Below are 21,163 nucleotides of genomic sequence, written 5' to 3'. Positions count from 1 at the left end.
ATGCAGTTTGGTTTCGACTGGGCGACCATCATCCGGCAGGTGTTCTCACCACAGGGCACGTTCGTCTTTTCGCTCGTGGTACTGGCGTTTGGCATCGTTCTTGGCTATCTCGTCTGGCGCTCGTCCCGGCGGTTCATGCGCGAACTCGGTGTGCCAGAAGCGGTGGAGGGCACGCCATTCGAGCGGACAGCAAGGGGGCTCGGCACATCGACCGTCGGTATCGTCTCGAACCTGGCGGCGCTGTTCATCTACATCACGACGGTCACTGCCGTCCTCAACATCGCACAACTGACCGACCCGGAACTGTACTGGGCCCGCTTCACCTCGTTCCTGCCCGACCTGTTTATCGCCCTGTTCGCCGTCATCATCGGTCTCATCGCGGGCGACAAGGCCAAGCTCATCGTCTCCGAGCGGCTGCGCAGCGTCAAGATGCCAGAGGCGACTGTGCTACCCGAACTTGTCAAGTACAGCATCTTCTATCTGGCAGTGCTTATCGCGCTCGGGCAACTGGGCGTCGAGACCCTCGCCCTGCTCATTCTCCTCGGAGCGTACGCGTTCGGACTGGTGTTCGTCTGCGGGCTGGCACTGAAAGACATCCTGCAGGCCGGTGCGGCCGGTCTCTACCTCTTGCTGACAGAGCCATACAGCATCGGCGACGAGATCGTCATCGGCGACCAGAGCGGCATCGTTCAGGAAGTCGACATCCTCGTCACGCGGATCGAAAGCGACGGCGAGGAGTACATCATCCCGAACAAGCGCGTGTTCAATACGGGCATCGTCCGTATTCGGGGCTAAGCGAGGCTACGATTCCTCGGTCGTTTCGTCGTCAGAGGCCAGCGGCTCAGCCGGGACGCCGGCAACGGTCGTCTCCGGGGGTACATCGTCAGTCACGAGGGAGTTCGCGGCGACCTGTGCGCCCGGGCCGATTTCGACGCCGGGAAGGACAATCGCGCCCGCACCAATCATGGCCCGTTCGCCGACAACCACTTCGCCAGTCCGGTACTCGTCCTGCAAGAATTCGTGACACAGCAGCGTCGCGTCGTAGCCGATGATGGCGTGGTCCTCGACGGTGATGAGTTCGGGCCAGAACACGTCCGGCGTCGACTCCAGCCCCCACGCGACGCCGTCGCCGACGGTGACACCGAGTCGCGAGAGCAACCAGTTCTTGAGCCTGAGGCTCGGCGAGATGCGACAGACGAGGATGACGACGTAGTTGACCATCACCCGGAGCGGGTGTTTGGCGTCCGGCCATGGGAACAGCGAGTTGTGCGGGCCGGGCGTCGGGTGCTGGCGCAGCCGGTCGTGTCGTGGACCACTCACGTCCGTCGTGTACGGGGCCGCGGTAATCAAACCCGTCGGCTCACCGGCGGTCATCGGGTCCAGAACGTCGGTGTCAGCATCACTAGCACGGGGACGATTTCGATGCGCCCCACCCACATCAGCAGTATCATCAGTACTTTGCTCGACCGGGCAAAGCCCTCGTAGGTCCCGTACGGGCCGGCCCGGCCAAACGCCGGGCCGATGTTGAAAAACATCGACGCGGCGGCACTGAGCGCCTCAAACTCAGTTATCGGCGCGCCCGCTCGCTCCCCATCGACAACGAGGAGGACAGTGCCGATGACGAAAAACACCATTGCCACTAACGTGTAGGCGTACACGTCCCGAACGGTGTCTTCGCTGATAGCTTCGTTACTGAGCCGGACCGGGCGGATGCTCCGCGGGTGGGCCGCGACGTTCAGGTCCCGCCAGAAGGACTTGGTAACGACGAGCCAGCGGAGCGTCTTGATAGAGCAGGTGGTACTCCCGGCCATCCCGCCGATGAACATCATGACGAAGAGGACGTTCTTGGCCCCGGCAGACCAAGTATTGAAATCCGTCGAGGCGTAGCCGGTCGTCGTGACGATGGCGGCGACCTGAAAGACGGCGTGGCGGACAGTGTCTCCAACACCGCCAGTGACGCCTTGATCGAGCACCAGCAAGCCGCCCACGAGCATGGAGCCGACGGCAAGGATTCCGAGGTAGAATCGGAACTCCTCGCTATCACGCAGTCGGCGAGTATCGCCACGGAGCAGCGCATACAGCAATACGAAGTTCGTCGCGCCGACAATCATGAACAGCGTCACCGCCCACTGGACAGCCGGCGAGAACGCGCCGATGCTCTCGGCCCGCGGGGAGAAGCCGGCCGTCGCGATGGCGGTGAAGGCGTGGGCGATTGCGTCGAAAAGGGTCATCTCCGGCGCGAGGCCGCTTGCACCCATTCCGGCGAGAATCAATGCTGCACCTGCCGTTAGTCCCAGATACAGCAAGCCGAGAATCCGCGCGGTGTCCTCGATACCGGGGGTGAGCTTCGTGACGTTCTCCGTCCGCGTCTCGGTCTCCATGAGCTGGGCCCCGGCGACCGAGAGCCGCGAAAGCACGGCCGTCGCGAGCAACAGGACTCCCAGTCCGCCGAGCCACTGGAGCACCTGCCGCCACATCAGCAGCGCCTGCGAGTGCGCGTCGAAATCCCGGATAACCGTCGCCCCCGTTGTCGTGATACCGCTCATTCCCTCGAACAGGGCGTTGACCGGGCTGGCAAAGACACCCGTTCCCTCGATGTACAGCGGTATCGCACCGACAACCGCGATTGTCAGCCACGCCAGCGATACCGTGAGAAACGCCTCCCGGTCACGGATGCGATCTCGTCGGAGGCGTGCCAGCGCTGTGCCGACGCCGAGTGTGACCGCTATTGTGACCAGATACGGCACCGCGGACTCGCCGTAGATAACAGCGACCAGCACAGGAATCACCAGCGGAACCGCTAACCACTGCATGATAGCGCCGAGAACATTCAGCGATGACCGGACGTCGACAGTTGTCAGTGCCACCGGGACTCACCGCCCGACGGTTCGCCGCCGCGTGGCCGCTGACACTGCAACCACGCGCTCAGTCCGCGCCGCCGCGGATGTCGTCCATATGGTCGATACGCTGCTGAACCAGGTCGGCTTTGCCGATGTCGTGGCGGACCCGGAGCCCTTCCGTGCCGGCCCGCTGAAGCGCTTCCTCGGCGATGGCCTCCGCGTCGCCAATCGTTTCTGCGAGGCCGACGACAGCGTACGAGCGAGAGGTAGTCGTGTAGATACCGTCCTCACGGTCGTCGACGCTGGCGTAGCACAGCAGCGCCTCCGGGGCCGTCTCCGCGTCGTCACCGGACTGCTTGCGGTGATCGTTGACGACCTCCGCGATGACGTCGTCGTCGATTGTTACCTTCGCCCCGGCGTCGGGGTCGGTCGGGTAGCCGTCCGGGACGGCGTACTTGCAGACGGTCGCCATCGGGCGGAAGGAGAGCTGTGGCAGGGGGTCGTCGTCGCGGGCAGCGGTCAGTACGTCCAGGAAGTCCGTGTTGAGTACCGGCAGCGTGTTCATCGCCTCAGGGTCGCCAAAGCGGGCGTTGAACTCCACGACGCGTGGCCCAGTCTCGGTGAGCATGAACTGGCCGTAGAGGACGCCCTTGTACCCGTCAAGGGCCTCAACGGTGGCCCGGAGCACGTCGACGGCGTCCATGTAGTCGCCCTCGTCCATGAACGGTAGGTGGAGGCTGGCGTCGGAGTAGCTCCCCATCCCGCCGGTGTTTGGTCCCTCGTCGCCCTCGTAGGCACGCTTGTGGTCCTGCACCGCCGGTGTGACGCGCAGCTGGCCGTTTGCGACAAACGCCTGCACGGTGAACTCCTCGCCGACGAGGCGTTCTTCGAGGACGACGCGGTCGTAGTCGGAACTCCGGAGGTACTCCTTGGCCTCCTCGGCGGTGCACTGGTCGCCGATGACGCGGACGCCCTTGCCCCCGGTGAGGCCGGCGGGCTTGACCGCGAGGTCGCCGTCGTACTCGTCGATGTACTCACAGGCGGCGTCCATATCCTCGAACGTCTCGAAGTCCGGACAGCCGGGGATGTCGTGTTCCCGCATGAAGCGTCGCTGGAACGCCTTGTCCGTCTCGATGCGGGCCTCCTGCTCCTGTGGCCCGAAGGTGTAGATGCCGGCGTCGTCCAGCGCGTCGGCGACTCCGGCGGCGAGGGCCGCCTCAGGTCCGATGACAGCGAGCGTGGCATCGACCTCCCTAGCGTAGGTCGTCACGGCTGTCGGGTTGGTCGTATCGAGTGCCTCAAAGCCGTCAGCGAGGGCGACGATGCCTGGGTTCCGGTTGCTGGCACAGGCGTACAGCTCCCCCGGCGAGTCCGCGAGCGAGCGCGCAATCGCGTGTTCCCGGCCGCCGCCACCCACGAGCAGCACTGTCTCTGACATACCCGAAGGCCGGATGGGCTCTCACGTAAGTATTGTCTTTTCGCCGGTTTTCGCTGACTGCGACGGTCGTTTCTGTGTCGAGCGCGCTCGTATGCAGGTCCGCCGGACGGAGACCAGGAGCTACTTTACTCGACCGTCTGCCAGACAAGTGTGTGTCCCCTCCCCGCCCCTTCATCGACCCCGCGACAGGAGAGATAAACACGGCCCAGATTATCTCGGAGGCTGTGCCACTCGCGAAGCTCATCGGCGTGTTCGTTGCCGGGAGCCTTTTTCCGTACTCGCTTGCTTGGTTGGCCTCGGAAAGATCAGCAGTAGGGTCCTTGCTGCTCGTAGTTGGTCATTTCATCGTTGCAGTCGGCGCTGGAATTGCCCTGATGTACGTCATCGCCCGTGGAATCCGGCTGGCTGGCGAGTGAGGCGTCGCTGCCGGCGTCGCGTTCCTTTTTACCGCGGCGCTCCCAGCCACGGGTATGAGCGACGCCACGGACCCGACGGCCCGAAACCGACTCGACGAGGCGGAGAGCCCGTATCTCCGCCAGCACGCGGACAATCCCGTCAACTGGCAGCCCTGGGACGAGACGGCCCTAGAGGCCGCCAAGGAGCGGGACGTTCCCATCTTCCTCTCCATCGGCTACGCGGCGTGTCACTGGTGTCACGTCATGGAGGAGGAGAGCTTCGAGGACGAGGCCATCGCCGAGCAACTCAACGAGAACTTCGTCCCAATAAAGGTCGACCGCGAGGAGCGGCCGGACCTCGATTCGGTGTACATGAGCATCTGTCAGCAGGTGACCGGCGGCGGTGGCTGGCCGCTGTCGGCATGGCTTACGCCGGAAGGGGAGCCGTTCTACGTCGGGACATACTTCCCGCCCGAGGAGAAGCGCGGGCAGCCGGGCTTTGGCGACCTGCTCCAGCGCCTTTCGGACTCGTGGTCGGACCCCGAACAGCGCGAGGAGATGGAGAACCGCGCTCGGCAGTGGACCGAGGCTATCGAGAGCGACCTCGAAGCGACGCCGGCTGACCCCGAAGACCCCGCCAAGGATATCATCCAGACCGCCGGGACGATTGCCCACCGCGGCGCGGACCGACAGGACGGGGGCTGGGGCTCCGGCGGCCCGAAGTTCCCCCAGAACGGGCGGCTGCACGCGCTGCTTCGGGCACACGCGGATGGCGGTCAAGAAGACTACCTGAACGTCGTCGAGGAGACGCTGGACGTGATGGCCGACCGGGGGCTGTACGACCACGTCGGCGGCGGCTTCCACCGCTACGCGACGGACCAGCAGTGGGCGGTCCCACACTTCGAGAAGATGCTGTACGACAACGCCGAGATTCCGCGGGCCTTCCTCGCCGGCTATCAGGCTATCGGCTCAGAGCGCTACGCGTCGGTCGTTCGGGAGACATTCGAGTTCGTCCAGCGCGAACTGCAACACCCTGATGGTGGCTTTTTCAGCACGCTGGATGCCGAGAGCGCACCTCCTGATGACCCGGATGGTGACAGCGAGGAGGGGCTGTTCTACGTCTGGACGCCCGAGGAAGTCCACGAGGCTGTCGACGACGAGACGGACGCCGAGGTTTTCTGTGACTACTTCGGCGTCACGGAGCGGGGCAACTTCGAGGGCGCGACCGTACTCGCCGTCCGGAAGCCGGTAGCTGTGCTGGCCGAGGAGTACGAGCGAAGTGAGGACGAAATCACAGCGAGCCTTCAGCGCGCGCTCAACGAGACCTTCGAGGCCAGAAAGAGCCGACCGCGACCGGCCCGCGACGAGAAGGTGCTGGCCGGCTGGAACGGCCTGATGATCCGGACGCTCGCCGAGGGCGCGATTGTCCTCGACGAACAGTATGCAGACGTGGCGGCCGACGCCCTCTCGTTCGTTCGGGAACACCTGTGGGACGCCGACGCGGGGCGACTCAATCGCCGGTACAAGGACGGCGACGTGGCCATCGACGGCTATCTGGAGGACTACGCGTTCCTCGGTCGCGGTGCGCTGACGCTGTTCGAGGCGACCGGCGATGTCGAGCACCTCGCGTTTGCGATGGACCTCGGCCAGGCCATCACTGAGGCGTTCTGGGACGACGAACAGGGCACGCTCTTCTTTACCCCGACCGGCGGCGAATCGCTGGTCGCACGGCCGCAGGAACTGACCGACCAGTCGACGCCGTCGAGTACGGGCGTCGCCGTTGACCTCTTGCTGTCGCTGTCCCATTTCAGCGAGGACGACCGCTTCGAGGAAGTCGCCGAGCGGGTCATCCGGACCCACGCCGACCGCGTCTCCTCGAACCCGCTCCAGCACGCCTCGCTCACGCTGGCGACGAACACCTACGAGCAGGGCGCGCTGGAGCTCACGCTAGTCGGCGACCAGTCAGACTACCCGACTGAATGGACGGAGACCCTCGCCGGGCGGTACGTTCCGCGGCGTCTGCTGGCCCACCGACCGGCCGACGAGGGCCGCTTGGAGCAGTGGCTCGACACAATAGAACTGGACGAGTCGCCGCCGATCTGGGCCGGCCGCGAGCAGGTCGACAACGAGCCGACGGTGTACGCGTGTCGGAACTTCGCCTGTTCGCCGCCGAAACACGACCTCGAAACGGCGTTAGACTGGGGCGCAACGACCGACGAAGCAGAGTAACCTCACGCCATCGCGTCTTCGATTTTGTCGGCGAGATACACCGCGATAGGGACCGGCTCTTCCTCGACGAAGCGGGCGATCTCCTCGCCGTCGTGTTCGACGACAACCGTCGGGATGAGTTCGATGTCGTACTCTTCGACCTGTGGGCCGGTCTTCGAGCCGTCGTCTTCCTTTTCGACGGGGTAGTGGTGAATCTGGGCGTCCGGGATATGGGCGGCTTTCAGGGCCGCCCCGAAGTCGGGGAGCTGGGCCCGGCAGTCCTTGCACCAGTCGCCGCCCCAGATCTTGTACTCGAACTCGTCGGCGTAGTGTGTGAGAACGTCGACGGTGTCGGAGTAGGCGTCTTCGACCCACACCGGATTCGGCTCCATGGTTTCGAGCGTCTGACTCATAGCTGGCTGTATGTATTCGGGGGGCTTGAAATCCCCGGCCGCGAATTTCCCGCTTCAAGCGGGCTTCAGCGGATACTTTGCTGTTTCACCCGAAGAAGGGCCGGACGTGCTAGCGGTCGACTGGAACAGTCGTCCGAATATCCCGCGACGACCGGCCGATTTCGACGGTGTACGTTCCGGTGTCGACCGTCCAGCCGGAATTCGGGTCGTACCGCGAGAACGCCAGATCGTCCAGCATCAGTTTCACTGTCTGCTGTTCGCCGGCGTCCAGCTGCACGGCCTCGAACCCGGCGAGTTCCCGCTGTGGCCGGTCGACGCCGTCCACGGACGGTGGCCGGACGTAGGCCTGGACGACTTCCCGGCCAGGCCTGTCGGCGACGTTCTCGACGGGGACTGCGACAGTCTGTTCGTCCGTTGCTTCGGCTTCGCCGTATTCGAACGTCGCATACGAGTGGCCGTGGCCGAACGGATAGGTCGGGTCCGTGTCTTCGTCGTCGAAGTGTCGGTAGCCGACGAACACGCCCTCATCGTAGTGAGCTTCGTCCTCGACACCGGGATAGCGGCGTTCGGCCTCTGCAGTTGGGTACTGGCTTTCCGGGGCGAACGTCACCGGGAGCCGGCCACTCGGGTCACGGTTGCCATAGAGGACGGCGGCCGCTGCGTCCCCGTCCGCCTGCCCGGGGTACCACTGTTCGAGGACCGCGGCCACGTCCGCGCGCCACGGGAGTTCCACGGGGCCGCCGGACCTGACGACGACCACGGTGTTCTCGTTGGCGGCCGCGACGGCCGAGACGAGTTCGTCCTGCCGGCCCGGCAGTGCAAGCGTGTCCCGGTCCCGCGCTTCAGTCGTCGCGTCGCGCACGAACACGACGGCGACATCGGCTGCTGCGGCCGCGTCGACGGCGTCGTCGAGCGACGGCTCCCGTCGGGTGGTGTCCTCGGCCGAACCGTCGGCCTCGTCGTCCTCGCCGACGAACGGCAGGAGGTCGAACAGTGAGACGGATTCGATTTCTGGCACGCCGAACGCTGTCGTGACTGCGCCCTCGGCACGGGATTCGATTCCCTCGACTGGTGTGACCGAGTGGACCGGCGTCGTTTCGGAAGAGCCGCCCCCGCCCAGTTTCGGCTCGTCGATGTTCGGTCCGATGACAGCCACGTCAGCCCCGTCGTCCAGCGGCAGGACCCCGTCGTTTTCAAGCAGCACTGTTCCGCGGGCCGCCACGTCCACAGCGATATCTCTGTGTCGCTGGCTATCGAGTTCGCCCGCCTGGTCGTCGGTTTCACCGTCTTCGGCGGTGCTCCGGCTGCCGTCCAGTCGCTCGAATCGGGCCATCTGGCCGAGAATCCGCCGGACCATGTCGTCAAGGCGTTCGGCCGGGACCTCGCCGCTGTCGAGGGCGTCGGCCAGTGGGTCGCCGAACAGGCCTGCGCGGGTCGCGTCCGGGATGCCGTCGGGCCACTCGAACTCCTCGGCATCATCCACAGTGCCACTGTCGGCGGCTTCCGCTGCCCCGGGGGCCGCCACCCCGGGCATCTCTACGTCCATGCCTGCGTTCGCCGCGCCGACAGCGCTCTCCAGCCCATACCAGTCCGAAACGACGTAGCCGTCGAACCCCCACTCGCCTTTGAGCACGTCGCCGACGAGGCGCTCGTGGTCGCTCATGTGCGTGCCGTTCACTCGGTTGTACGCCGTCATCACCGACCCGACGCCAGCGTCAACAGCCGAACGGAACGGTGGAAGATACAGCTCACGGAGCGTCCGCTCGTCCACTTCGGCACTGACGGTCGTGCGATGTGTCTCCTGATTGTTGGCGACGAAGTGTTTCACCGTGGCGACGATATCAGCGGACTGGATACCGTCGATAAGGCCGGCTCCGACGGCACCGGCGTGGACGGGGTCCTCGGAGAGATACTCGAAGTTGCGGCCGCAGTGCGGGACCCGGATGATGTTCACGCCGGGTGCAAGCAGCGCGTCCTGTCCGAGCGCCGTCGCTTCGCGGCCCATCGCCGCGCCCTGTCGGCGGGCCAGATCGGTGTCGAACGTCGCCGCGGTCGCGATCGATGCCGGAAAAGCAGTCGCACGCTGTCCCTCTGCTCGGATGCCAAGCGGCCCGTCGACGAGGCGGAACGGCGGAATTCCGGCCTCGTCGACACCCGAAATGTACCCCGTCGCTGTGCCCTCTGGATCGGTTGCGCCGCGAACAAGAGCGAGTTTCTGTTCGCGTGACAGCCGAGCGAGAAACGCTCCAATGTGGTCGTCGTCAGCCATATCGCAGTTCACAGCCGAGCGAGCCTTATACTGTCGGCTGCTTACGACGAGGCCTCAGACAGCCGTGTCGGCCTTGTTTCGAGCCCCGAGATGACGAGTTTCGCGCCGCCGGACCGGCTTTCCGTCATCTCGACAGTCCACCCGTGAGACTCGATTACGTGCTGGACGATTGCCAGTCCGAGGCCGGTTCCCGACTCGGAGCTGGTGACGCCGTGTGTGAATATCTCCTCTCGTTCCTCGGGTGGGACACCGGGGCCGTCGTCGCTGATCGTGAACCCGTCCGGGGTGGCGTCGACGCGTATCGTTACCCCCGGCCTGCCGTGGTCCACGCTGTCGTCGGCCCCCGGCCGGTTGCTCGTGGAACCATGTTCCACACTGTTCCGGAACACGTTCTCGAACAGTTGCAGGAGCTGGTCGCGGTCGCCAGTGATCTCCCTGTCGCCGTCGATCTGCAGCGTCGCATCGCCGGTGTCAACGTGGCCCCAGGCCGCCTTCGCCAGCGCCGAAAGCTGTAGCTCGACCCTGTCAGTCGTCTTTTCGTCGCGGGCGAATGCCAGCACCTCGTCGATGAGGCTGCTCATCCGTTCGTGGGCTTCCTCGACGCGGTCGAACTCCTCGGGGTCGTTGCGTTCTCGGGCCAGTGCCAGTCGCCCCGAAGCCACGCTCAGTGGGTTCCGAAGATCGTGTGAGAGGACGGCAGCGAACTGGTCGAGCTGCTGATTTCGGCGTTCGAGTTCTCGCTCCCGCTGCTTCTGGTCGGTGATTTCGTGGACAAGAAAGACACGCCCGACCAGCGCGTCACGGGAGTCGTACAGCGGTGTGAGCTGGACGTCGAAAAACCGGTCGCGCTGCTCGATGACGGTCTGTGTCTCTTTGTCGTAGTCGGTCAGACCGCGGTATTTTTCGAGTAAATCGGGCGACGTTTCGAGCACGTCCTCGATAGATTGATCGACGACGGGTTCGCCTCCGAGTAGTTGGCGGCCAGCGTCGTTGGCCTCGATTATCCTGTCATTCGTGTCGACGACGAACACGGCGCTGTTGAGCGACTCGACGACCTCTCGATAGGCGACCGGTGAGATATCCAGTAATCGCCCCCTGAAGAACGCCCACGAGAGGGTGAGCCCAGTGCCCGCCAGCAACAGCGGTGTGAGTTCGATGCTGGTGTCGCCGAAGATGCTGAGGACGCTCCCGAACCATGGGAGGCCGATTGCCAGCAGGACAGCGTACACTTGCTTTCGGTACAGACCGCCGGAAACGAGTGCGTAGTGGATGATGAGCGCACTTGACACAGCGATAAGTGCGTAGGAATACACCAGATGGCCCCAGAAAACAGGCCCGACAGTGATTTCCCAGCCGTACATACCGGCGTCTGTCGGACCAGAAATCCGGTATATCACGCCATCGGGGCCGACAAACAGTGTAGCAAAGAACACGAGGGGTTCGATGGTCAGTAGCGCGACGGTCCGCCGGCTGAGATAGCGGTCGCGGTCGGTGTAGGCCAGCGCGAATGCGAACAGGCCGGCCATCGCGGGCATCACACCGATGAACACGCCGTACGCGAAAAGCAGCGCCAACTCAGTCCCGCGCGTCAGGACACCGGCCGCAACACAGAGGTCCCAGATCGAGAGGCCGGCGAGCAGAACCGCGAGTGCGGTCCCACCGGTGTAGTCGCGCCGCCCCCACGCGTACACCGATAGCGTCCCGAGGACAACGGCCACAGCAAGCAGAAGAAAGGCGTACGCAACGAGCAGCGTGGCCATTACTGTATAATCCGGCCCAGCGAGTAAATGGGTTCCGCCCAGTTCGAGGGGTTTACACACTCGCTCGGCATACCGGCGCGTATGCCTGTCGACAAGCAGGAGTTCGACGAGATACTGTCGTTCGAGCTCCACGAGCCCGCGGACATTCTCGACCCCGACAAACTGTACACCATCCCGGAAATCGCCCGCCTGCTGCAGGGTCTCCCGGCAGATGCCCAACTTAATGAGGCCAACGAGTCGGTGTTCATCGACTGGGCCATCCCGTGGATGATCTTCAATCAGGACGACCTCGTCATCGCCGACCCGCAGGACGACGACGTCGTCGGGCTGTACGGCCTCGCCGAGTCATGAAGCTCCTCGTCGCCGGCAGCGACCGGGTCGACGCGGGCAAGACCACGTTCAGCGTCGGCCTGCTGGAGCGGACCAGCGCCCAGGGGTTCAAGCCCAGAGCGGGCAACAACTACTGGTTCGATCACGACGACTACCAGCGAGCGACAAACGAGGGACGGCTGTACGGCAAGGACGCCAAGCGCCTCGCGGCCGCGTCACCGAGCGCTGTCGCCCCGGAGGAAATCAACCCAATCCACCGCCTGTGGCATCCCTCACCGGGGGCTGAGACGGGCCTGCTTGGCAAGGAAAACCAGCAGTTCGTCGTCGATCGGGTCGGCCGCCCGAGTTCCGAAACGGGCGTCGAGTACGTCGTCAACGGGACCGTCGACCTGCCGGAGTCCGTTGCCGAGCGACTCCCGCTTGCCGATGCGCCACGAGTGACTTCGATTGCCGATTTCAACGACCTGATGCGGGTGATGCACGTCGAAGCGCTGGAGTCGGTTGCCGCGGATATCGAAGCGACGGACCGGGCAGTTATCGAATCCTACGGCGACGTGGCCCGGCCGCTGTCGGGCATCGAACCGGACGCCGTGGCCGTCGTCGAACCGGGCCGAGCCCGCATATACGACGGCGACCGGTACGCCAAGGCCTGTCAGATTGCCACCGGCGGCCCCGGTGATGGCCAACTGGAGGAGCGGGTGCCGAACGTCGTCGACCTCATCGAACAGGTCGCGGCAGTACGGCTCCCCGCGCTCGACAGCGAACAGCGCAGTGACCCGACGGCTGTCGCCGATGCGTACGACCACGCCTACGACGCGCTGTTGGCGTGTGCGTTCGACTAAAAGCTGTGCGCTGTCCCGCGATCTCAGAACTTCGCGGCCTGCAGCGCCAGTTCGATGTCCTGATACGGCGCGTCGGTGATGCTGGGTCCGTGACCGGTGTGCATCTCCTGTAAGTCCTCGTCGGTGACCGACAGCACCCGCTCGATGCTGTCGACGAGCAGGTCCCGGTTGCCTTCGTCAAGATCAGTCCGGCCGAAGCTCCCGTTAGCGAACACGAGGTCGCCGGCGAACAGGACGCCGGCGTCGTCCGAGTAGAAGCAGAGATGGTCATTCTTGTGGCCGGGCGTGTGCAGCGCCCGGTAGTCGTGGTCACCTAGCTGTATCGTCTCGTCGTCGGCGATAGCGTGCTCGACGCCAGCCTGGTCTGTATCGTAGCCGTACACCGGCACGTCGAAAGCATCGACGACGCTGTCGAGATTCTCGACGTGGTCATAGTGGGTGTGGGTGACGGCGACAGCGTCGATACCATCGACGTGTTCTTCGACAGCCGACACCACATCGAACTCGTTACCGACGTCCACCAGCACGGTTCGCTCCCCGGTGACGAGGAACACGTTGCTCGTGAAGGCCTGTTGCCCACGGGCGAGATTTCGAATCATTACCCGCCTATTGACTGTCGCCCCGGATGTGGGTATCGTTCTGTCACCGGTCGAGACGTGCTGCACGCCCGCACCCACAGGGCTATGTACGTGGATATGCAAACGGGGGATAGTAGAACATTATGTCAGATTCGGACCTACCTGTGGTGCTTATCGTCGAAGACGAACCAGATGTTGCTGAGACGTACAAACTGTGGCTGCAACAGGAGTACGAGGTCCGCATGGCACAGAACGGCGACGAGGGCCTGGAGCAACTGGACGCGGATGTCGACGTGGTGCTACTCGACCGGATGATGCCCGGACTTTCCGGGGACGAAGTGCTCGAACGCATCCGCGAACGGGACCTTGGCTGCCGGGTGGCGATGGTCACCGCCGTCGAGCCGGACTTCGATATTCTGGAGATGGGCTTTGATGCATACCTCTCGAAGCCGATTCGGAGCGAACAGCTCCACGAGACGGTCGACAATCTGCTCGACCGCTCTGAGTACGACTCTCTGCTGCAGGAGTACTACGCACTCGTCGAGAAACAGGCGACGCTAGAAGCGACGAAATCGAGCGCGGAACTGGCGGAGAGCGACCAGTACGACGAACTAACCCAGAGAGTCGTGGAGATGCGAGACGACCTCTCAGATACACTCGGTGGCATCGAAGACGACTCCGATTTCATCGCAACGCTTCGCGGACTGAGCGACGATGAAGACAACTGAGCGACAAACAATGTATGATCTCACCTCAGTACTAGAGTTCGATGCGCTCAGTGAGGTCCGGCCAGGGTCCAGCATCCTGATCTCCGGCCCAGCAATGAGCGGGAAGGAACGACTCGCATACGATATTCTCGCCGACGGGTTGGACAAGGGTGACGGCGCGGTGGTCGTGACGACCGGTGACGGCGCGGGCAGCGTCGTCGAGGAGTTCCGGTCGCTCGTGCCCGATCTTGACGACTCCCAGCTCGGCGTCATCGACTGCCGGGGCGAAGGTGGCACCGACGAGGAGGCAATCGGCAACGCCCACGCCCACCACGTCTCTTCGCCCGGTGATCTCACTGGCATCGGTATCGGCATCACAAAGGCGCTGGAAGGGCTGCACAACGCCGGCAACGAACAGGGCCGTCTCGCCCTCGTCTCGCTGTCGACAATGCTGACCTACACAGACAAGAAGACCGTGTTCAAGTTCTGTCACGTGCTGTCCTCACGGCTGGACTCTGCTGGCTACATCGGCGTGTTTACCATCGACTCGGGAGCCCACGACGACCAGACCCTGCAGGTCATCAAGCAGGCATTCGACGGGATGATTGACGTTCGCGACGCGGAGGGCGGCGGCCGAGAGGCCCGCGTACTCGGCCTGGCCGGCGAGCCGACCGACTGGCAGGACATCTGAGTCCGGTGCCATCCACAGGTGGTCCGAACGCCCTGTCGGTCCGGGAAGGAAGTATTTTGCCGCTCCGGTTCACCCACCCGATATGGACGTAAAGCTGCTCGAAGCCACAGACGACCCCGAGGACCTCATCTGCAAGGCAGCACGCAACGACTACAGCGACACCTCCGTCGGCAGCCAGTCGTTCGAAGCGACGATGGCCGAGGTCGACGGGGATACTCTTGACGACAAAAAGGAGACGCTCATCGGGCATCTGCTCGACCACGGCCACTTCGGTCCGTTCGAGCACGCGCAGGCGACCTTCGCCGTGGAAGGCGTCTCCCGCTCCTGTATGGCCCAAATCACCCGTCACCGGCACGTCTCCTTCGACGTGCAGTCGATGCGGTACGTCTCCTTCGACGACATAGACCCCGAGGCCGTCCGTGAGGGCGAGCTGGTCGTGACGCCGCCGTCCGCGACGGACCCGGACTGGATCGGCCGGAATCAGCAGAAAGCGAGCGTCTCAGACGAGGAGTTCGAGAAGCGCACAGAGATATTCAAGGATACCATCGAGCAGGCGGTCGAATCGTACCAGGAACTGCTTGAGTTGGGAATGCCGCCGGAAGATGCCCGGTTCGTACTGCCAATCGGCACCAAGGTAAACATCGTGATGTCGATGAACGCCCGGATGCTGATGCACGTCGCGGATATGCGAGCCGCGGCGGACGCACAGTGGGAGATTCGAGAGATGACAGAGGAGATGCTCGACCTGGCGGCCGACTGGTGTCCCAAGACCTTCGAGTACTACGAGCGGGAGATGAAGGGACGCAAGAACCGCCTCGCCCCCTGACAGTTCCGGGGCTTCTCGCGGCGGTTCAGAACAGCTGTCTTCAGTCGTGGGCATCGACAATTGTTGAATCGACCTTGATACTCACAACGGCAATAGCGATACACGAGCCGTTTTGTTGCGTAAGCAACCGGATTTCAGAGTATCAAAAGACGAAACGAGTACGACACATTCATTACCGCACATCCTAGATGAACAATTGTGTCTTACGAGGTTGAACGTCCCACCCGTCGGTCGGGCACTGCGTCTGATGTGATGTGTGCTGTCGACGATGTCGACGGCCAGCAGCGGTTCGTCATCGCCGATATTGCCCACGATGACACCTGGATTTCGATGGTAGCGGACGAGACCTGTACACTTACAGCCTGGCGATAACGGACAACTGCCGCCTGATACGGATTATTGTAGATCGTTTCCGGATAGTGCCGACCTCGGGGTCGACACAGACCGGGAAACCGCTCAAACAGCCCGTATGAAAAGTTTTTGTTGACCGCTCTGTGACGTATGGGTATGGAATACGACGATATGCTCGACCGGGCGATGGAGGAGACGCCCGAGATTGACGGCACAAGCGAGCGGTTCGAGGTCCCGGACCCGGATGTCCGACAGGAGGGCAACGCCACCGTCTACGAGAACTTCCAGTCGACGTGTTCCCGGCTCGGACGCGAGGACGACCATGTAATGAAGTTCCTCCAGAACGACCTCGGGACGAGCGGCCACATCGACGAGAGCGGTCGAGCGCGCCTGACCGGCGAGTTCGATGCTGACCGTATCGAGGCGTCCATCGACGAGTACGTCGACGAGTTCGTGCTCTGCTCGGAGTGTGGCCTGCCCGACACGCAACTGGAACGGGAACAGGGTGCGCTGCTGCTCCGCTGTGAGGCGTGTGGCGCACGCTCGGCGACGAGCGAGTAGTTACTGCAGACCTTTCAGCGTCTGCAAGTCGTTTTCTGTACGGGTGAAAACGGCAAGCCGATGGCTCGCGTGACAGTTCGGGCAGTGGAACGTCGTGTCGTGTCGCGGCAAATCTGTCGGCGTCGACTCCCAGTCTTTCTTACACTCAGGACAGAGCAATCGCACGTACGCTTCCTCCATGTATGTTACTCACACACATATCGAATGATAAAAAGCCTTGTCGTCTCCCCATTAGTCTGCCTTCACCCGGGCGTCAGGCCGGAAGGTCCTCGGCTTCAAGGAGTTCCTTGTATCGGTTTCGGATAGTCACTTCGGAGATGTCGGCGACGTCGCTAACCTGACTCTGTGTGACCTTCTCGTTGGTCAGCAACGCGGCGGCGTAGACGGCCGCAGCGGCGATGCCGACCGGTGATTTGCCGGAGAGCATCCCCGACTGGCGAGCACCTTCGATGAGATCTCGTGCCTGTCGCTGGGTCTCCTCGCTGAGTCCGAGGTCGGAGATGAACCGTGGAAGGTAGTGTTCCGGGTCCGCCGGCTGGACTTCGAGGCTGAGTTCGCGGACGATGTAGCGGTAGGTTCGTGTGAGCTCCATCTTCTCGACGCGGGAGACACGGGCCATCTCGTCCAGAGACCGGGGGTTCCCGGCCATGCGAGCGGCCGCGTACAGCGCGGACGTAGCGACGCCTTCGATGGAGCGACCCGGAAGGAGGTCGTCACCGAGCGCGCGCCGGTAGATGACGCTGGATGTCTCGCGGACGTTCTGGGGGAGCCCCAGCGCCGAGGCCATACGGTCGATTTCGCCCAGCGCCTGCTTGAGATTGCGCTCCTTGGAGTCGCGTGTCCGGAACCGCTCGTTCCAGGTCCGGAGCCGCTGCATCTTCTGGCGCTGCTCGCTGGAAAGGGAACGCCCGTAGGCGTCCTTGTTCTGCCAGCCGATGTTCGTCGAGAGACCCTTGTCGTGCATCATGTTCGTCGTCGGCGCGCCGACGCGGGACTTGCGATCCTTCTCTGCGGAGTTGAACGCCCGCCACTCCGGCCCGTGGTCGATTTCGTCCTCCTCGACGACCAGCCCACAGTCTTCACAGACTGTTTCGCCGTGCTCAGTGTCGGTAACGACGTTCCCACTACATTCGGGACAGGTCTCTACAGCTTCCTGTTCTGTCGATTCGGTGATTTGCTCGTCTCGTTCTCGGGTACTCGTTCGTGTTGATGATTCGCTCATGTTTGGAAGTCCTGTTCTGCCGGGTGCAGAAATTTTAAGACTGTTTGGGGAAACTGTCTTATCCTATAGTTAGTCCGTAAAGTATATAAATCTTTCGCCGTATTTCCGCAGGAACCGCCGGACAGCGGCGTGATAGGGTATGGCATGGCCCACTGTACGACTATATAACCTTGGTGGTTATCGCCGCCTTCCGTGCACAACGGATAAATGGGGGGCTGCACTGCCGTGTAACTCCATCTGTGCTGCACCGAACGACCAGTCCTCACCCCGGTACAACCGCTCCTGATGGGTCGGGAACGGCAAGTGGATCCCGGAATTACCGGGTCAGTGGGAGTCACCGTCTGGTTCCGCACATCGTGGGGGAGTGATATGATGTAAAAAGCGATGTTACCAAGTAACACAGTTTAGTTACGATTACATACCAGATAAATACAGACAGTGATGATGACACCCTGTCACTGGAGCGACCAGCGACCGATTAATCGGGGGCGATCCAGACCACGGGGTCACCGAACTCAAGTACCGCAACGAACGTCATCCTGCGACTTGAGAGAGGCCGCGGTTCGCAGTAGGGCAGCGGCCTATCGGTCGAACAGATAGTAGTAGACTGACAGACAGCTCTCTGTGAGCGCCAACCCCATATCCGTCGGGCCGTGGTTTCAGACCGTAAACAGATGCCCCTCGGTCGGCACGTCAAACAGACCGATGCGTGCGCCCGCGTCCAGCCACGCGTGCCCGTACGAGAACGACGCCAGTGCGTTCACGAGGTCGTCGTCGTCCCTGAAGTGACGCCCATCTTCAAGATACGCCGACGCCATCTCCTCGCACTCCAAGGCAGCATTGTGCATCGGTGTCCCTTCAGGGGGCGCGACTGATGCCGCGTCGAGTGCCTCCGCGAGTAGTCCTTCGTAGCGGTCAGTCTTCTCTTCGAGATCTGCGGCCATACCCCCAGCGAACGGTGGCAGCGGCCTAAGCGTGTCGTCCCGATGCGAGTTTGGCGCACGACAACACAAGCTAAATACGGCCCGGTAGTCTAACTTAGCTAATGACAGAACCGGTCGAACACCGACGACTCATCGTCGCTGGCACGGGCGCAGCGGGACTGACAGCAGCCATCTACGCCGCCAGGAGCAACAACGACCCACTCGTTCTCGAAGGCGACGAACCCGGCGGGCAGCTCACGCTGACCAGCGAAGTCGAGAATTTCCCCGGCTTCCCCGAGGGCCTCTCCGGGCCGGACCTCATCAACAATATGAAGGAGCAGGCCGAGCGGTTCGGGACTGAGCTGAAACACGGCATCGTCGCCGACATCGACGACAGCGAGCGGCCGTTCCGCGTGGAACTGTCGAACGGCGACGTCTACACCTGCGATGCCTTCATCGCCGCCTCCGGAGCCAGCGCCCGCACGCTGGGCGTCCCCGGCGAGGACGAACTGATGGGCTACGGCGTCTCGACGTGTGCGACCTGCGACGGCGCGTTTTTCCGTGGCGAGGATATGCTCGTCGTTGGCGGCGGCGACGCGGCTATGGAGGAGGCTCACTTCCTCACGAAGTTCGCCGACACCGTCTACATCGCCCACCGCCGCGAGGAGTTCCGCGCCGAGGACTACTGGATCGACCGCGTCCAGCAGAAGGTCGACGAAGGTGAAATCGAGATTATGCGGAACACCGAACTGCTGGAAATGCACGGCTCCCCCGAGGACGGCGTCGACCACGTCACCCTCGCACAGAACGACGAGGGCCATCCCAGCGAGAAGCTCGACGCCGACGGGACCGAAACCTTCGACTTCGACGTTGGTGCCGTCTTTATCGCCATCGGCCACACGCCGAACACTGACTACCTCGAAGACACCGGCGTCGAACTGGACGACACCGGGTACATCCAGACCCACGGCGGTACCGGCGGCGACCAGACCGCCACCGACGTGGACGGTATCTTCGGTGCCGGCGACGTGGTCGACTACCACTACCAGCAGGCCGTCACCGCTGCCGGGATGGGCTGTAAAGCCGCCATCGACGCTGACGAGTACCTCGAAGCACAGGCCAAAGCTACTGCAGAAGCAGAGTCCGAAGCCGCCGCAGAAGCCGACGACTAGCGCGTCTGTTTCTCCGTTCTCACATCCACAGACCCTTTAGGATAGCCCCCGGAGTAAACCGCATGGCAACAGACACTGTCACGCTGACTATTGACGATGGCGAAGAGACCGATGAACTCACAGTTCCGAGCGAACTCGTGGACATCCTCCGAGAGTCACCGGACGAGACGGACCCGCAGGTCGTCGGCGACATTGCGATGTTCGGCATGACCCAGCGGATTCACAGCGCTGTCCACCACGCGCAGGGCGAGCCGGACGAGCAGATCGTCGCGCTCGAAGAGGAAACCAGCGAACTGTTCGAAGAGCGCTTCGGCCAGTCCTTCGCCGAGCTGACCGGCCACGACCACTAATTCTGTCGGCCAGTTCTTAGAACTGCCAGTGTAGCACCACGCCGTCGTCGACCCGTTCGACGTCGGCCAGCTCCGGCTCCGGGAAATCCTCGATGAAGCCGTCGCCGTCGGCCAGCGTCGGCGCGTCGCGGCCGCCGATGACCTTCGGACCGATGTAGACGAACAGTTCGTCGACCAGCGCCTCCTCTAGCAGGCCGAAAATGAGTTCGCCACCGCCTTCGACCATGAGCTGGTCGATCCCGTCACCTTCCAGCTTCGCGAGCGTCGTCGTCAGATCGACCCGGTCTTGCCCGGCAGCGATGACGTACGCGCCAGCGTCTTCCATTTCCTCGATGAAGTCCGGCGGCGCGGCCTCACTGACGAGGAGGTAGGTCTGTGCGCGGCCGTCAAGCACTGTGGCGTCCGGTGGCGTACGGATACGGGAGTCGGCGATGACGCGGGCGGGATTTTCCGGGTCGCCGCGGTCAGCCCGGGCGGCGCGGCGATCGGCATCGTCGACAGTCAGTGAGGGATCGTCGGCGAGAATCGTCCCGACGCCGACCATCACCGCGTCGCTGTCGGCTCGAAGCTGGTCGACGCGGTCGAAGTCGTCCGGGCCGGAGATAGCGATCTGTTCGCGGCGGCGGGAAGAGAGCTTCCCGTCGACACTCATGGCGGCGTTGACGACGACGTGCATACTCGTTCGTGCCGGCGACACGTCAAACGGCTTTTGGGTTACGCTCAGGTGGAGGTCGTTTCGGGGCGTTTCGAGAGCTTCCGGACATCGAGTTTCTTTACCGTGCCGTCGGCAGTTTTCAGCTTCAGTACCGTCTTTTTCAGTACTAACTCCTCGACATCGAGCGTTGTTTCACTGGTCCAGCCCCGAAGTCTGACCATCCCTTCCTCGTCGATTTCGAGGAACGTCCGGGGCTTGCGCTGGGAGCCCATCGACCACTCCTGGTCGCCGACGGAGAGTTCCTGTCCGCCGCTTTTCGCCCAGCGGAACACGCAGGCGAACTGCTCGCGGGGTTCGTCCGCACGGTCGTGGTCGACACGGGTCCACTGCTCGAAGTCGACGCCGAAATGAGCGGCCCACAGCTCCAGGTACTCGAAATCGAACTTCTTCTTGCCGTCGTTGTTCCGGCCACTCCGCCAGATGACGTGGGCCTCTGACGGCTTCGACCCGAACATACTGCCCATTGTCAGTCACCCCCATGACCGCGATCGCTATCAGTGTCGATAACTTGCTGCCCGGTTAGCTTGACGTGGCCAGTATCGGAATTTTCGGCCGCCTGAAACCCACTAACT

At 63.1% G+C, this 21,163-nt stretch carries 24 protein-coding genes; 12 read left to right on the top strand and 12 right to left on the bottom strand.

The annotated features are described in order from the left end of the window. Positions 1-795: a mechanosensitive ion channel domain-containing protein gene (locus AV059_RS14565; RefSeq protein ID WP_004960988.1), complete on the top strand. Its 795-nt coding sequence runs from the start codon at positions 1-3 to the stop codon at positions 793-795. A 6-nt stretch (positions 796-801) separates the two neighbouring features. Here AV059_RS14565 and AV059_RS14560 read toward each other — a convergent pair whose 3' ends face one another. The 3 genes from AV059_RS14560 to purD are packed head-to-tail and all read right to left on the bottom strand — an operon-like array spanning position 802 to position 4,278. Next, positions 802-1,374, bottom strand: coding sequence for a DapH/DapD/GlmU-related protein (locus AV059_RS14560; protein WP_058995533.1), 573 nt, complete (start codon positions 1,372-1,374; stop codon positions 802-804). Further along, complete coding sequence (locus AV059_RS14555) at positions 1,371-2,867, bottom strand: TrkH family potassium uptake protein (protein ID WP_079990774.1); 1,497 nt, start codon at positions 2,865-2,867, stop codon at positions 1,371-1,373. The genes AV059_RS14560 and AV059_RS14555 overlap by 4 nt, the downstream gene beginning before the upstream one ends. A 58-nt stretch (positions 2,868-2,925) precedes the next feature. Beyond that, complete coding sequence (gene purD, locus AV059_RS14550; protein WP_058995528.1) at positions 2,926-4,278, bottom strand: phosphoribosylamine--glycine ligase; 1,353 nt, start codon at positions 4,276-4,278, stop codon at positions 2,926-2,928. Between the two features lie 152 nt (positions 4,279-4,430). Between purD and AV059_RS14545 the strand changes: the two genes are divergently transcribed. Continuing rightward, positions 4,431-4,694: a hypothetical protein gene (locus AV059_RS14545; protein WP_058995526.1), complete on the top strand. Its 264-nt coding sequence runs from the start codon at positions 4,431-4,433 to the stop codon at positions 4,692-4,694. 54 nt (positions 4,695-4,748) lie between these two features. Then, entirely contained in the window at positions 4,749-6,902 is a 2,154-nt protein-coding gene (locus tag AV059_RS14540; protein WP_058995524.1) for a thioredoxin domain-containing protein, read from the top strand. A gap of 2 nt (positions 6,903-6,904) precedes the next feature. Here the strand turns inward: AV059_RS14540 and AV059_RS14535 are convergent, their stop codons facing one another. The 3 genes from AV059_RS14535 to AV059_RS14525 all read right to left on the bottom strand — a co-directional run bounded on the left by AV059_RS14535 (position 6,905) and on the right by AV059_RS14525 (position 11,323). Beyond that, the gene (locus tag AV059_RS14535) at positions 6,905-7,294 is read right to left on the bottom strand and encodes a thioredoxin family protein (protein ID WP_058995522.1); all 390 of its coding nucleotides are present in this window, start codon (positions 7,292-7,294) and stop codon (positions 6,905-6,907) included. Positions 7,295-7,403: 109 nt separating this feature from the next. Beyond that, on the bottom strand, positions 7,404-9,563 hold the full coding sequence (locus AV059_RS14530; protein ID WP_058995520.1) for a glycoside hydrolase family 3 protein: 2,160 nt from the start codon (positions 9,561-9,563) through the stop codon (positions 7,404-7,406). A gap of 41 nt (positions 9,564-9,604) precedes the next feature. Then, positions 9,605-11,323, bottom strand: coding sequence for a histidine kinase N-terminal 7TM domain-containing protein (locus AV059_RS14525; protein WP_058995518.1), 1,719 nt, complete (start codon positions 11,321-11,323; stop codon positions 9,605-9,607). Between the two features lie 27 nt (positions 11,324-11,350). Here AV059_RS14525 and AV059_RS14520 point away from each other — a divergent pair, with 27 nt between their 5' ends. Beyond that, positions 11,351-11,674 carry a DUF5827 family protein gene (locus AV059_RS14520; protein ID WP_079990773.1) on the top strand — a complete coding sequence of 108 codons (324 nt, stop codon included), beginning with the start codon at positions 11,351-11,353 and terminating at the stop codon, positions 11,672-11,674. Then, positions 11,671-12,495 (top strand): hypothetical protein, encoded by an 825-nt coding sequence (locus AV059_RS14515; protein WP_058995516.1) that lies wholly within the window; start codon positions 11,671-11,673, stop codon positions 12,493-12,495. Before AV059_RS14520 ends, AV059_RS14515 begins: the two co-directional genes overlap by 4 nt. 23 nt (positions 12,496-12,518) lie before the next feature. On the opposite strand, the gene AV059_RS14510 is transcribed toward AV059_RS14515, so the two are convergent. Continuing rightward, positions 12,519-13,094 carry an MBL fold metallo-hydrolase gene (locus AV059_RS14510; protein WP_058995514.1) on the bottom strand — a complete coding sequence of 192 codons (576 nt, stop codon included), beginning with the start codon at positions 13,092-13,094 and terminating at the stop codon, positions 12,519-12,521. Between the two features lie 122 nt (positions 13,095-13,216). Between AV059_RS14510 and AV059_RS14505 the strand changes: the two genes are divergently transcribed. The 5 genes from AV059_RS14505 (at position 13,217) to AV059_RS14490 (ending at position 16,209) form a co-directional block, all read left to right on the top strand. Then, complete coding sequence (locus tag AV059_RS14505) at positions 13,217-13,801, top strand: response regulator transcription factor (protein ID WP_058995512.1); 585 nt, start codon at positions 13,217-13,219, stop codon at positions 13,799-13,801. A gap of 10 nt (positions 13,802-13,811) precedes the next feature. Continuing rightward, positions 13,812-14,471: an ATPase domain-containing protein gene (locus AV059_RS14500; RefSeq protein ID WP_005534121.1), complete on the top strand. Its 660-nt coding sequence runs from the start codon at positions 13,812-13,814 to the stop codon at positions 14,469-14,471. Between the two features lie 82 nt (positions 14,472-14,553). Beyond that, positions 14,554-15,297: an FAD-dependent thymidylate synthase gene (thyX, locus tag AV059_RS14495; protein ID WP_058995509.1), complete on the top strand. Its 744-nt coding sequence runs from the start codon at positions 14,554-14,556 to the stop codon at positions 15,295-15,297. A gap of 198 nt (positions 15,298-15,495) precedes the next feature. Further along, positions 15,496-15,669 (top strand): hypothetical protein, encoded by a 174-nt coding sequence (locus AV059_RS22095; RefSeq protein ID WP_154021034.1) that lies wholly within the window; start codon positions 15,496-15,498, stop codon positions 15,667-15,669. 135 nt (positions 15,670-15,804) lie between these two features. Then, positions 15,805-16,209 carry a translation initiation factor IF-2 subunit beta gene (locus tag AV059_RS14490; RefSeq protein ID WP_058995507.1) on the top strand — a complete coding sequence of 135 codons (405 nt, stop codon included), beginning with the start codon at positions 15,805-15,807 and terminating at the stop codon, positions 16,207-16,209. Here AV059_RS14490 and AV059_RS22825 read toward each other — a convergent pair whose 3' ends face one another. The 3 genes from AV059_RS22825 to AV059_RS14475 form a co-directional block, all read right to left on the bottom strand. Further along, the gene (locus AV059_RS22825; protein ID WP_004515550.1) at positions 16,210-16,389 is read right to left on the bottom strand and encodes a hypothetical protein; all 180 of its coding nucleotides are present in this window, start codon (positions 16,387-16,389) and stop codon (positions 16,210-16,212) included. 73 nt (positions 16,390-16,462) lie between these two features. Continuing rightward, entirely contained in the window at positions 16,463-17,431 is a 969-nt protein-coding gene (locus AV059_RS14480; RefSeq protein ID WP_058995505.1) for a transcription initiation factor IIB family protein, read from the bottom strand. A gap of 659 nt (positions 17,432-18,090) precedes the next feature. Beyond that, entirely contained in the window at positions 18,091-18,375 is a 285-nt protein-coding gene (locus tag AV059_RS14475) for a DUF357 domain-containing protein (protein ID WP_058995503.1), read from the bottom strand. 101 nt (positions 18,376-18,476) lie between these two features. Here AV059_RS14475 and AV059_RS14470 point away from each other — a divergent pair, with 101 nt between their 5' ends. Continuing rightward, complete coding sequence (locus AV059_RS14470; RefSeq protein WP_058995501.1) at positions 18,477-19,526, top strand: NAD(P)/FAD-dependent oxidoreductase; 1,050 nt, start codon at positions 18,477-18,479, stop codon at positions 19,524-19,526. A gap of 62 nt (positions 19,527-19,588) precedes the next feature. Next, positions 19,589-19,876, top strand: coding sequence for a hypothetical protein (locus AV059_RS14465; protein ID WP_004592488.1), 288 nt, complete (start codon positions 19,589-19,591; stop codon positions 19,874-19,876). A gap of 16 nt (positions 19,877-19,892) precedes the next feature. Here AV059_RS14465 and AV059_RS14460 read toward each other — a convergent pair whose 3' ends face one another. Then, entirely contained in the window at positions 19,893-20,552 is a 660-nt protein-coding gene (locus tag AV059_RS14460; RefSeq protein ID WP_058995498.1) for a 2,5-diamino-6-(ribosylamino)-4(3H)-pyrimidinone 5'-phosphate reductase, read from the bottom strand. Positions 20,553-20,596: 44 nt separating this feature from the next. After that, positions 20,597-21,055 carry a hypothetical protein gene (locus AV059_RS14455; RefSeq protein ID WP_058995497.1) on the bottom strand — a complete coding sequence of 153 codons (459 nt, stop codon included), beginning with the start codon at positions 21,053-21,055 and terminating at the stop codon, positions 20,597-20,599. Between the last annotated feature and the right edge of the window lie 108 nt (positions 21,056-21,163).

The organism is Haloarcula sp. CBA1127 (assembly GCF_001485575.1).
Taxonomy (GTDB): Archaea; Halobacteriota; Halobacteria; order Halobacteriales; family Haloarculaceae; genus Haloarcula.
Note: the sequence above shows the minus strand (reverse complement) of the source record. Positions and strands in the feature narration are given on the sequence as shown.